The following is a 12,659-nucleotide window of genomic DNA, read 5'->3' on the forward strand; positions in this document are numbered from 1 at the left end:
GAGGGCGAGCAAGGAGGTGAACGAGGTACTCGGAGAGTGCGAGGTCATGCGGCGCCCCGTCAGGTTTACAGGACGGGCGACGTCCTCCATCGTTGGCTCTGGAGTGGCGAGGCGCATGACTGCATCAACAATCACCGATATCCCTGATTTGTCGCTTCCTTTCCGCAGCGGTGATGCAGCGCGTGTGTGGAACTACTGGTTCTCCCACCGCGACCTCTCGCGTTCCGCCCACGCGGTCCACAACCCCTTCGCCGACGACTACAAGCTGAACCAGCGGCTCTGGTTCCATGCGGGACCGGAGCTGGACGCTGAACTCCGGACCCTGTTCGAGCCGCTCGTCCAGCAGGCCGCCCGGGGCGAGCTCGATGGCTGGCGTGACACGCCCCGGGAGTGCCTGGCGCTGGTGCTGCTCCTCGACCAGCTCCCGCGCAACATGTACCGGGGCACGGCCGCGGCCTTCGCGCACGACGCGCGCGCGCTCGCGCTGGCGCACGAGGCGCTGGAGCGCGGGTTCCATCGCCACCTCTCGCCCGCGGAGTCCCTCTTCTTCTTCCTCGCGCTGACGCACTCCGAGCACCTCCCGGACGTCCGCCGGGCGCTCGAGGGCATCACCGAGCTCGGCACCCGCTGCTCGCGCTCCCAGCAGCGGACCGCTCGGGGCTGGTGCGTCGGGACGCAGAAGCACATCGACGTGCTGGAGCGCTTCGGCCGCTATCCCCACCGCAACCAGGCGCTGGGACGCACCAGCACGCCGGAGGAGGAAGCCTTCCTCGCCCGGCCCGAGTTCACCGCGCTCTTCATGCGCTCCCAGCAGCCGCGGACCCAGCCCGAGGCGGCCTCTGCACAGCCTTGCGCCGAGCAGGCGCGCGCCGCGCCCGGCCCTCGTCGGCCGAAGCTGAAGATCCTCGCGCTCCACGGGTTCCGGCAGAACGGCGAGGTCTTCCGGGCCCGCACGCGGAAGCTGCGGCACGCGCTGGAGGACATCGCCGAGTTCACCTTCGTCACCTCGCCGCACGTCTATTCGCCTCAAGGAGAGACGCGCGCCGCCACGCTCGCCGCCTTCGGAACGATTCCCGAGTACCCCACGCAGCGGGTGTGGTGGATGTCCTCCGAGGACAACAGCGTGTACGAGGGGTTCGACGCCTCGGTGGCCTATCTGGAGACTGTCTTCCGCGAGCAGGGGCCCTTCGACGGTGTCGTGGGGTTTGCCCAGGGCGGCACGCTCGCGGCCGTGCTCGCGGCCATGCAGCCGCATCCGACCCTCTCCATCCGCTTCGCCATCTGCATCTCGGCGTTCCCCTCGCGGGCCCGGGCGCACGCGAAGTACGTGCAGCCGCGGAGCATCCAGGTGCCCGCGCTCCACGTGGTCGGCACCCGGGACATCCTCGTCACCCCGGACCGCTCGCTCCAGCTGTTCGAGACCTTCGACCCATCGGCGGCGACGCTGTTGAAGCACCCCGGAGGCCACTTCGTTCCCAGCGCGTGGCCCTATCCGGACATCCATGCCTTCGTGGAGCGGTTCGTCCGCCACGACACCGTCCCCGTCGAGACGCCATCCGTGGCCGCATCGCCGTCCGTCTCCGAGCCGGAGCCGGAGCCGGACGACGGTGGCCCGCTGCTCGGCCACGCGCGCGAGGCCCTGGCCGCCGCGTCACGGTCGCCGCGCTCGCCCATCGACGTGCCGCTCGTGCAGAACCTCCTGCACGAGATGGCCACCCAGGGCCGCTGGCGCGAGCTGCGGCAACTGGCGGTGCACGCGCATGAGCTGCGGCGCGAAGAGGATGAGGCCCATCCAGAGACATCCGACCTCGTCGTCGTCCACGAGGAGATCGTCGAGCTGTTCGCGCGGCAGCTGACCGCGGACCTCGCGGTGGCCGCGAACATCCTCCGCACGCGGCCGGGCGCGGGTCCGTCGGAGCGCGAAGCGCAGTGGCTGCGGTTGTTCGAGTCCCATGGCGTGCTCCAGGCGAATGGCGCCACGGGCTCCGGGCACTGGCCGTCGCTGTGCGCCCGCGAGGCACCCCGCGTGAACAACCACGCCGACAAACGCTGCCGGCTGGCCAAGGACATCGCCGCGGAGATGTTCCGCCAGGAGGCCATGCTGGCCTTCATCGACCAGGTCGAGCGTGAGCGCCTCGCCCGCGGCGATGCCAGCGTCCCTCCGTCGCGAGTGGAGGACAATCCCGCGCGTCGGCGCCGGCTGCAGCCGTATGACCAGGAGACGTTCGCCCGGCGCCTGTCGTATCAGCGCTACCGGCAGGTGCTGTCGTTGATTGCGGAGGTCCTCGCCACCATGGACCCGGGCCGCACCCGGGAGCAGCTGCACGAGCTGCGGTCGAGCCGCGAGTACTCGCCCCAGCACATCATCGCCGGGCGCACCCTGCCCCTCTCCCAGGCGGTCATCGAGCCCGAGCCCGAGCCCGTCGTCCCCTGCTCTCTCGTGGAGCTCGGCCCGCTGCTCACCCACCTGCGGGAGAACCTCGGCGTCCATCAGCAGACCGCGTTCAGCAAGGGCACCCTGACGACCGACGGGCGACTCGACCTGTGCAAACAGGTCGTCGGTCCTGGCGGCATCCGTCCCCTGCTGGAGGCGATGCGCTCCACGCGGCACGTCAAGCGCCTGCTGCTCGGCAACAACATCGTCGGTGACGGAGGCGCGGCGGCCATCGCCGAGTTCCTGCGCGAGCGCGAGGACTCGCCGCTGGACTGCTGGTACATCGCCGGAAACCACATCGGGCCCGAGGGGATTTCGCACGTGTGCGACGCCCTCATGGAGGACACCAAGGTCACGTCGCTGTGGCTCAAGCGCAACCCGCTCAAGGCCGCCGGCATGCGGCCGCTGGCCGAGCTGCTGCGCCGCAACCGCACCCTCGCCGTGCTCGACCTGGTCAACTGCGGCCTGCTCGACGAGGGGCTCGAGGTCCTGCTCGGCGCGTTGATGGGGCCGGGGGCGAACAAGACGCTCAAGCACCTGTACCTCGGCACCAACGGAATCACGGCGGCCTCCGCGCCCCTGATTGCCCGGTTCCTGCGAGAGGACTGCGCGCTCGAGTCGTTCTATCTCTCGTGCAACCGCCTCGGCGACGAGGGCGTCGCGCTGATTGCCGAGGGCCTCGCGGCCAACCGCTCCATCACCCGCGTGTCGCTGGCGTCCAATCGCGTGGGCCCGCAGGGGGCCACGGCGCTGGCGGAGGCGCTGGCCGGGCATCCGTCGATTGCCCTGCTCGACCTCGGCTTCACCAAGGCGACGGCGGCCGTGGGGGAGCTGGGCAACTTCATCGGTGATGAAGGGGCGCGGGCGCTCGCGCGGATGCTCAAGGGCAATACGACGCTTCGCTCACTCGACCTGCTGCACAACTTCATCTCGCAGCTTGGCGTCAATCACCTGCGTGACGCGCTCACCGTCAACAGCACGCTCGTCACGCTGCAATTGACGCAGTTCGGCCGCGTGCACAACGAGCCGGGCAAGGAGGAGATTCGCGCCGCGCTGGAGCGCAACCGTCAGCGCATCCCGCTCGACCAGCGGGAGCACGTCGCGAAGCTCGACCTGCCCGACCACATCAAGGAAATCTACAGCGTCTACCGCACGCACTCGTGAGCATGGGCGTGGGCACCAGGCGTCAGGGATAGTGGATGCGGGCGCGGATGGCGCGGTGGCCGGAGTAGTGGAGCGCCCCGTTGTCCTCGCCGGTGAACTGGCGGGCGGCGGCGTCCCCCTCGTCATAGGAGACGGTGTGGCCCGTGGATGAGCTGGCCGCCGCGTTGAAGAAGAGGAAGTCGATGCGGGCTCCGTCCGCGGGGCCGACCGTGCCGTTGTTGTCCAGGCAGGCGCGGCCCCCCCCGCAGGCCTCGTAGATGGGGTCGTTCCAGCGGTAGGTCGTGGCGCCCGAAATCCGGCTGTTGGCCTGTCTGTACCACTGCTTGAAGTCGCCACTGGCGGCGCGGTCCGACTCGTTGGAGTCCACGCCCCAGATGATGAGGTCGGCGGTGCCGGTGCCCCGCACCTTCGCGTCCGTGCGTGCGATGTTCGCCTCCGCGCACCCGGGGTCCGAGCTCGGACCTTCCTGATTGGTGGGCCAGTGCGACGAGCCGAGGATGACCTTCTTGTGGGTGATGAGGTCCGTGAAGGCCATCCGCACGCCGATGGAGCGCGACTGGTTGTTCATCACGCACGAGCCATTGGCGCCCTTGAAGACCTGCCAGGTGTCTCTCGTCCCGGTGATGGGCTGCAGGCGGCCCGTACGGTAGATGATGGCGTTGGTCTGGTAGAACTTCGGCGGACCGCAGGGGCTGGCCTGAGGCTCCGGGTTCGCCTCGGCGATGACGAAGTCATACAGCCCGGGCAGGTTCTCCTGCATGAACTGCGCGAGGTTGGCGGCCTGCCCGGCGCCGCTCATCTGGTGGACGATGAGGACGTCCGGCGAGTACGTCTGGTCCTTCATGTAATAGATGAGGTCCTTCCAGTCCCCCGCGCACGGCGCCTCCTCGGCGGTGGGCAGGTTCTCGTAGTTCACGTTGTAGACCACGAGGAAGCCCGGGTTGGTGTTCACCGAGACGCCCTGGGAAAGCGTGTCCAGCGCGCCGGGCTCCGGCGGGTCCTGCAACGCCGTCTCTCCGCAGCCGAACAGAAAGACGGAGGCCAGCACCGGCACCGCGACTCTGGGATTCATGAGGACCTTGGGGGGGCGAGGGGTTGAGGAATCCAGGCTCCACCCTGCAAGAGGGTCCCGGCAGGGCGGCCGTCTTGAAAATTCGTCGTCGAGCTGACCGGCGAAGCCATTCCAATAGCGCCATATCCTTGCAAGTTGATTGCAAAGGGAGGCCGTTAGCGGATGCCTCTCGGTGCCGTCATTCGCAACCTTCTCGGGAAAAGGAGCAAATTCCTGGGACGGTTCTGCCCCTCCTCTCTCTAGTCGAGAGAGACCTGTTTTTTGGAAGGGGGCACTCCTATGGGCGGTGTCGCACCCGCCGGTGGTGGTTCTGGCGCTTCGAGCATCAACGCAGCGGAGGCCGCGAGGCGCGCGGAGGAAGCGCGTCAACGGGCCGAGGCCGCGCGTCGGGCAGCGGAGGAGGCGCGCCGGGCGGCGGAAGAGGCACGCCGGGCCGCCGAGGCCGCGCGGAGGGCCGCCGAGGCCGCGCGCCAGCAGCAGGCCGCCGCGCAGAAGGCCGCCGCGGATGCGCAGAAGGCCGCGAAGGCACCGGGCCAGACGCCCGAGGGCGCGAAGCGGACGAAGGCCGCGGCGGACGCGGCGGAGGCGGCCCACACGAAGGCGAAGGACACGCTGGCCTCCGCCAACAAGGCGCTCCAGGCAGCCGAGGAGAAGGTGGCCCTGACGGCGAAGAAGGCCGAGGAGGCCATGGGCAAGGCGAACACGCTCGCCACCCAGGAGAAGAAGACGCCGCCCTTCACGCAGAAGGACATCGACAGCGTCAAGCCGAAGAAGAACGAGCTCGTCTCCGCCTTCGACGGCACCAGCCGCCAGGCGGAGCTGGAGAAGCTGCTGGGCACCACGGCGCCACCCAAGGTGAAGCCCGTGGAGGGCGACACGCCGCCCGGGGCGCTCGACGCGCTCGACGCCGGGGACCTCCAGGCGGCCCGCAAGCTGCCCGACGGGCAGACGTATACCGACCCGTCCTCCGGCGCGAAGTACCAGGTGAAGAAGGACGCGAAGACGGGCGACACGGTGCTGTCGGACCCGAAGAGCGGCAACACCGTCACCGTCAAGCCGGACGGCAGCTACACCTCCTCGGTGAAGTCCCAGGAGAAGACGAAGGCGGGCGGCACCGTCGACTCGACGTGGACGAAGACGGTGGACGCCCAGGGCCGGCCCACCAGCCTCCAGTCCCAGAAGAGCTCCACGGAGCAGCGCACGGATACGGGCGCCACCACCTCCTCCACCACCACCTCCTACGACGCCACGAAGTCCCCTCCCCTGCTGAAGTCGCGCACGGAGGAGGTGCGCATGGAGCGGCCCCCGCCCGAGCTGGCGCGGCGGCCCGGCACGCCGCAGGGCCCGGCGACGGTGAGGTCCGAGACGCAGTACAACGCGCAGGGCATCCCGACGAAGAAGGTCCAGACGACGGAGGTGCACACGCCGGGCTATGACGCCAAGGCCGTCAGCGACTTCGAGGCCGCCCAGGGCAATGCGCTCCAGAACGCCTCCAAGGGCGCCGACCACCACAAGGCCAACAACCCCGCCACGTCCCTCAAGCAGGGGGGCTCGAGCCTCACCATCACCGAGGAGACGCGCTACAACGCCCAGGGCGAGCCCGCCGTCTCCACGCAGAAGACGGACTCGGTGGAGCTCAAGGCCGCGCCCAAGGACAAGAATGGCAACGGCGTGCAGGTGGTGCGCAGCCAGCAGGAGGTGACGCGCGGGCCGAAGGACGCGGTGTCCACCGACTCGCTGCCCGCCGTGTCGTCGAAGACGCCGGGCACCGTCACCAGCCGCACCACGGCCACGTCGTATGACCCGGATGGCTCCACCTTCCAGGGGGGCCACGCCAGCCGGACCCAGACGGTGTCCCAGGCCTCCGGCACCGTGGACGCCCAGGGCCAGCTCCAGCTGAAGCACCAGCCCATGGAGGTGAAGAGTCTCCAGGAAGCGAGCAAGAACCGCTGGAAGTACGACCACGTCGGCTTCCAGGTGGACGGCAACGGCAAGCCGGTGAAGGGCCAGGAGCCGAAGCGGCTCGACAAGGAGCGGCAGCTTCCCTGGCACGAGGACCTCAAGGACTTCGCGCTCGACGGGCTGTCGGAGCTGGCGGACACGGCCGGAGACCTCGCCGGCGACGCGCTGAGCTTCGCCAAGGACGTGGTGCTCAAGCCGGTGGACGCGGCCATCGACCAGCTCACCGCGCCGCTGGAAGGCAAGCTCGCGGACGAAATCAAGAAGCTCGACAGCGCGGGTGACACGCTGACGCTGAGCGGCAACCTGGACGTGAAGGTCGGCCTGAAGGCCGGCATCGAGGGCGAGGTCGAAATCGAGAAGACGGCGGACGGCAAGTACCAGCTCTCCGCCGAGGTGACGGCCGACGTGGGCGTGGGCCTGCTGGGCTCGGCGTCCGGGTCGGCCGGTGGCCGCATGGAGATGACGTTCGACACCCCGGAGGAGGCGGCGAAGGCGGCCGTCATCCTGGGCAAGGGCCCCGCGGCGCTCGCGTCGGGTGGCGAGGACCACAAGTTCCTGCTCAGCCACCTGTCGGCGATGGAGGTGAACGTCGGCGCAGAGGCCGAGGCCGGCTTCGGTGGCAAGTTCGGACCGAGCGGCGCGGAGCTGTCGGCCAGCATCGGCGCGACGATGAGCTACCGGGTGGAGTTCGAGAACGGCAAGCCGACGCACCTGGTGCGCACGATGGAGCTGGAAGGCTCCGGCGCGGCGAACATCGCCGCGGGCTTCAAGGACAAGGCGGGCCTCGACCTCGGCGGAGAGGTGTCGGGCTCGGTGAGCGTGGAGACCAAGATTCCGCTGGACGCGAGCAAGGTGGACGCCAAGGACATGCTGGCGTTCATGGCCAGTCCGACCACGGCGATGTTCTCGGGACCGGCGGAGACGACCATCTCCGTGGAGGGCTCCGTGGACGCCGGCACGCAGGGCCGGTTCTTCTCGGCGGAGATCAGCGGGCTGAGTGGCGAGGAGATGCAGGACGTCACGAAGAAGCTGCTGGAAGGGAAGTTCGCGAACGCCTTCGACGACGTGGACGTGAAGGCGGAGGTCACCACGGGCTCGTTCAAGGACCGGGAGCTGGCCGTCGGCGCGAAGCTGGGCGTGGTGGACTTCGAGCTGAGCGGGCGCCACCGCGACGTGACGGCCGAGGGTGCCAACGGCAATGGTGGCACCACCGTCGACCTGGGCGGCAGCAAGAAGAACAAGGGCAACGACGGGAGCAGCGGCTCGTCCGGGAGCAAGCCGTCGGGTAGCAACGGGACGTCCGGCGGCAACAAGCCGTCGGGCAGCAATGGGACGTCCGGGAGCGACAAGCCGACAGGCAGCACCGGAACGACGGGTGGGACGACCCCGGCCTCGCGGCCTGGAGGCAGGCCCGCGACTGGCGATGCGCGGCAGCCTGGGACGACGACCGGGCAGGAGCAGGCCGCGCGTCCGCCGGCGAGCCCGCCGAGCAACCGGCTGCCCCCGAACGAGTTCCGGGTGAATCCCGCCACGGGGCAGCTCATCCCGACGGCACGGCCCCAGGGCCCGCGCACGGAGCAGCCGGGAACGGCGCCGACGCGGCCCACCCTGCCAGAGCAGGGCACCGACAACACGGGCCGCCCGCCCGTGCCAGTGGTGCGCAACCCCGAGCTCCCGGGGCGCACCACGCACGTGCGCTACGACGACGGCCGGGTTCGCATCGAGGCGGGTCCGGACGCGACGCCGGAGGACATCCAGGCGCATATGGAGACGGCGCGCGTGCTCCAGCGCTACGAGGGCGCCGTGGGCAAGGTGCGCCAGCTCATCGACAAGGTGAAGCAGGCCCTCACTGGCATGCCGGGCTACGGCACCCAGGGCTTCGAGTCGCGGCTGGAGGTCCAGAAGCTCAACAACATCCTCAAGAGCCTGCAGGCCACCCAGGCGCAGCTCGACTCGGACATCCGGGGCGCGACGGGCGCCAACACGCCACGGACGGACGCACAGCGTGCGGAGCTGGAGCGGCGCATCGCCAGCGTCGAGAACCAGCTGCGCACGCACGCCGCGCAAGTGGACTCGCTGGCCAGGGGCAATGGCTACGTCGCCGAGCACGACGACCGGACTCCGCCCACCACCGCCAATGGACGCCCCCTCCCCGGTTCCGTCCAGAACGCCGTGAACACGGCGTGGCACAACCTGGAGCGCCCGGAGGATCGCCAGCGGTTGCAGACCCTGCTCGACAGCGAGGGATTCTCACGACTGGCTCCGCGCGAGCAGGAGGTCCTGTTCCGTCTCGTGGGCGGTACGAATCCACAGCTGTCACAGCCCATGCGCGACGCGTTGTTCAATAACGTCGACCGCGGCTACCTCGAGTCCGATGAGTTCAACGGCGCCGACGACCAGGCGCGTTTCCTGCGGTCGTTCCTCGCGAACGAGGGGACGGCCGTACGTCCTGGAATGCCCATGAAGGTTCCCACGGTGGAGGGAACCTATGACTCGCGTCGCCTGGACGTGTCGTGGACACCCGAGAAGTCGGACCCCACCTTCCCGACGGAACACGTGGTGATGGTCGATGGAAAGGCGATCAAGGTGAAGATGGGGCCAACGAAGAACCTGCCCGAGGGGTTGCACCTTCCTGACATCTCGGAGGTCGCCAACGCGATTGCCGCATTGCCCGCCTGGGCGCGTGAATCCATCACCTCCGTCGAAACGACCGAGAATCGTCATCCCATGGACAAGAAGAAGGCGAAGGAGACTGGGCGGGATGATTTCCGGACCTTCATGGCGGCTGATGCCAACGGGCGTGTCACCATCCACCCCGTCGAGGACCGGCGCAGTCAGGACCAGATTGATGGGACCCTGGTCCACGAGCTGGCGCACACGGTTTCAAAGAAGGCATGGCGGACCGCCAAGGACTGGGAGTCCTGGAATCAGGCGATGAAGCAGGACCTGATGGTTCCTTCCCACTACGCCAGGGACGACTTCCAGGAAGACTTCAGCGAGGCCGTCAAGCTCTACGACCAGGTTCGTGGCACGCCGCACGAGGCGGAGCTGCGCGCCATGATGCCGAACCGGTTCGCGCTGCTCGACCAGTTCTTCAAGGACAAGAACTGGTAGCCCGCCGCTCACGGGTGGAGGAACGGCCCTGTCGCCAGGCAGAAGCGCACCATGGTGCACTCGGTGTGCTGGAGTCCCGCCGCCAGCGCACGCGCGGCGGCATGGGGGCTGCTGACCGGAAAGGTCCCCAGGGCCCTCCCCTCAGAGGCCGAACCCCACCGCGATGACGGGCATGAGGTCTCCCGTCTCCGGAGCACGCGCCAATTCGACGCCCAGCGCCGGAATGGCCACGTCGCGCACTTAGGCCCGGATTCCCACGCCCGGGGAGGCATACCGGAGCACCGAGTTCTTCCACTCCACCCGGCCGACATCCACGAAGGCATGCGCGGTGAGGGTCATCAAACGGGGGCTCCAAAGCGGCACCTGATACTCCAGCGTCGCCGAGCTCGCCGTCTCCGCCCACAAGGTCGCGGTCTCGAACCCCCGGCTCCCCGTGCGGGCGCCCAGCAACTGCGCGTCCAGGAACGCGTCTCCTCGAACCTGCCCATGCATGGCGGTCAGTGTCAGCGCATGATTGCCAAAGACAGGCAGCGTATAGCTCGTGAAGAGCGACAGCTGACGCGACTCCCGCGACGAGCCCAGGAAGTCCAGTCCCTGGCGATAGTTCGCCCGCGCCACCAGTCCCTCGTTGAAATAGAAGTGGAAGTCCTGGCCCAGGTACTCCGCCGAGAGGCTCACCCCGTGTACCTCTCCCCGCGGGGGAGGTGTCTGGGCGCCCTCCTTGTTCGCGGCAAGCGGCTTGTTGATGAGGAAGAACGGCCCCGCGCTGAGGTTCAGCTCCGGCGTCACCTGGTAGCCGAGCGCTCCCGAGATGTCGAAGCGCCGGTCGGTGTACTCGTCCACGATGATGTTCTTGATGCGTCTCTCCCTGTCCGTCTTGGAGAACAGGAACGAGACGACGCCCGTCCAGCGACTGCCGCCGATGCTCGTGTCCCGGTACATCGACAGCACGGTGCCGCCGCGGTTGCCCCACAGGCCGCCAAACACCAGCGTCTTGTTGAGACCGAACAGGTTGCTCTCGGCGGCGAAGACGCCCGCCTGCCACCGTCCTTCGCTGGAGGAGAAGACGGGAATGGGCAGCAGCGTCCAGCGCTCCTCCACGGTGACCTGGAGCCCGACGCCCGAGCCCTCGGGGCGGGTCAGCACGTCCACGCTCTTGAAGAGCTTCAGGTTGAGCAGGCGTCGCTTCAGCTCGGCGGCATCGTCCCGGGTGAGCATGTCGCCCGGGCCCAGGCGCATCGCCTGGCGGATGACGGAGTCCCGGGTGCGGGTGTTGCCCTGGATGTCGATGCGCTCGATGCGCCCCGTCAGCACCTCGGGTTCGGGCTCGGGGGCGGGTTCGGTCGCGGCGGCTTCGAGCGTCAATCCGCCGGGAGCCGCCTCCGGGGGCTTCTGGGGCCGTGGCTCCTGGGCCAGGGCCCCGGACGGGAGCACCGCGACGAGCAGCAGGACACGGCTCAGCGGCGTGTTCATGACGGATGCTCTCCTCACCGCGGGGCCAGGGAGTTGCCGGTCGGGTCGAACAGGCCCATGGCCCTCGCGAGGGCCAGGCGTGACAGCTGCACGTTGAGCGCCTCGGCCACGGCGGACAGCTGGGCGCCCGCGAGCTGTGCGTTGACATCCGTCACCTGGAGGTACGTCGTCGCCCCGGCGTCGAAGTTCTGCTTCGCCAGCCGCGCGCTCTCCAGCGCCAGCTTCACCCGCTCCTCGGCCGTCGTGAGGTTGGCCTCCGCGCTCTCCAGCTCGTTGCGGGCCTTGCGCACCTCGTCGCGAATCTTCTCCTCGGTGCCGCGCAGGTTGGCGCGGGCCTCGGCGATCTTCCCGGAGGACTCACGCAGGTTGGCCTCGCGCAGCCCGCCGTCGAACAGCGTCCACGACAGGGCCAGCCCCACCGTCCAGATGGTGGACTGTCCGGTGAGCCCGGCGGTGTTCGTCGCCGAGGCGTTGCCGGTGGCGTACAGGTTGGGGAGGTAGCCGAAGAGAATCTCCCGGCGGCCGCCGCGCGCGAGGTCCACGTTGAGGCGCGCGGCCGCGGCGTCCGGGCGCTGGTCCATGGCCGTCTTCTCCGCGCTGGCCACGTCTCCCTCCTCGGACGGGAGCGCGACCGCCGCCGCCTGGGGCGGCGCCACCTCGAAGTCCACCGGCCGCGCGAGGAGCGCGGCGAGGGCGCTCTTCGCGGTCGCGTAGGCATTGCGGCTTCGCACCACCTCCTGCTCGGCCTGCTTGCGGTCCAGCGTCGCGCGCAGGACGGCCAGCCGCTCCGCGTCGCCCACTTCGAAGCGCGTCTGGGCATCCTTCTCGAAGCCGCGGCGGACCTCGAGGAGCTGTTCCTGCACGGCCAGGGACTCCCGCAGGCTGGCGGCGCCGAGATAGGCCTGGGCCACCGTGAAGAGAATCTCGCGGCGGGTGTTCTCCGCCGTCAGCGCCGCCGCGCGCTCGCCCACGTAGGCATTGTGGATGGCGGGCCACAACCTGGGGACGATCAGCGCCTGCTGCGCGGAGAGCTGGCCGGAGAGCTGATTCTGCTGCTGCAGGGTGATGGGCTGCGGAGCGCCGGGGAACTCGAACGTCAGCTCCTTCGGGTTGCGGATGTACGAGCCGCTCGCGGTGATGGTGGGGAGGTAGCCGGACCAGGCCTTGTTGCCGAGCTCCCGGGACTGCTGGAGCCGGGCGCGCGCGGCGTCGAGGTTGGGGCTCTGCTTCTCCGCGAGGGCAATGGCCTCCTCGAAGGAGAGCAGCGGGAGCGCGGTCGCGCTGGGAGCCGGCGTACTGGAGGCGAAGTCCTTCACGGGTGCGTCGGCGGGAGCCGTCTGGGCCGCGGGGGCACGTTCTGGAGCGTCAGGGACGCTGGGGGCCTGGGCCAGCAAGGCCCCGGAGAGAAGAGCACGGATGAGCATGATGAAGACCGAGGTG

The 12,659-nt window shown here is 69.3% G+C and carries 5 protein-coding genes; 2 read left to right on the forward strand and 3 right to left on the reverse strand.

Going from position 1 to position 12,659, the window contains the following annotated elements; all coding sequences use genetic code 11:
- The first annotated feature begins 115 nt into the window (after nt 1-115).
- Nucleotides 116-3,598: a DUF924 family protein gene (locus HG543_RS12435; protein ID WP_169344946.1), complete on the forward strand. Its 3,483-nt coding sequence runs from the start codon at nt 116-118 to the stop codon at nt 3,596-3,598.
- 22 nt (nt 3,599-3,620) lie between these two features.
- Here HG543_RS12435 and HG543_RS12440 read toward each other — a convergent pair whose 3' ends face one another.
- Complete coding sequence (locus tag HG543_RS12440; RefSeq protein WP_169344947.1) at nt 3,621-4,670, reverse strand: hypothetical protein; 1,050 nt, start codon at nt 4,668-4,670, stop codon at nt 3,621-3,623.
- 279 nt (nt 4,671-4,949) lie between these two features.
- Here HG543_RS12440 and HG543_RS54455 point away from each other — a divergent pair, with 279 nt between their 5' ends.
- Nucleotides 4,950-9,746 carry a hypothetical protein gene (locus tag HG543_RS54455; protein ID WP_211193889.1) on the forward strand — a complete coding sequence of 1,599 codons (4,797 nt, stop codon included), beginning with the start codon at nt 4,950-4,952 and terminating at the stop codon, nt 9,744-9,746.
- Between the two features lie 240 nt (nt 9,747-9,986).
- Here the strand turns inward: HG543_RS54455 and HG543_RS12450 are convergent, their stop codons facing one another.
- Both HG543_RS12450 and HG543_RS12455 read right to left on the reverse strand, forming a co-directional pair.
- Nucleotides 9,987-11,219, reverse strand: coding sequence for a POTRA domain-containing protein (locus tag HG543_RS12450; RefSeq protein ID WP_246356966.1), 1,233 nt, complete (start codon nt 11,217-11,219; stop codon nt 9,987-9,989).
- Between the two features lie 14 nt (nt 11,220-11,233).
- Complete coding sequence (locus HG543_RS12455) at nt 11,234-12,535, reverse strand: TolC family protein (protein ID WP_343073335.1); 1,302 nt, start codon at nt 12,533-12,535, stop codon at nt 11,234-11,236.
- Nucleotides 12,536-12,659 lie beyond the last annotated feature (124 nt).

This window comes from Pyxidicoccus fallax (assembly GCF_012933655.1).
GTDB classification, from domain to species: Bacteria; Myxococcota; Myxococcia; order Myxococcales; family Myxococcaceae; genus Myxococcus; species Myxococcus fallax.

Coding starts and splice junctions, on each gene's coding strand:
- HG543_RS12435 (WP_169344946.1), top strand. CDS start 116: ATGACTGCATCAACAATCACCGATATCCCTGATTTGTCGCTTCCTTTC.
- HG543_RS12440 (WP_169344947.1), bottom strand. CDS start 4,670: ATGAATCCCAGAGTCGCGGTGCCGGTGCTGGCCTCCGTCTTTCTGTTC.
- HG543_RS54455 (WP_211193889.1), top strand. CDS start 4,950: ATGGGCGGTGTCGCACCCGCCGGTGGTGGTTCTGGCGCTTCGAGCATC.
- HG543_RS12450 (WP_246356966.1), bottom strand. CDS start 11,219: ATGAACACGCCGCTGAGCCGTGTCCTGCTGCTCGTCGCGGTGCTCCCG.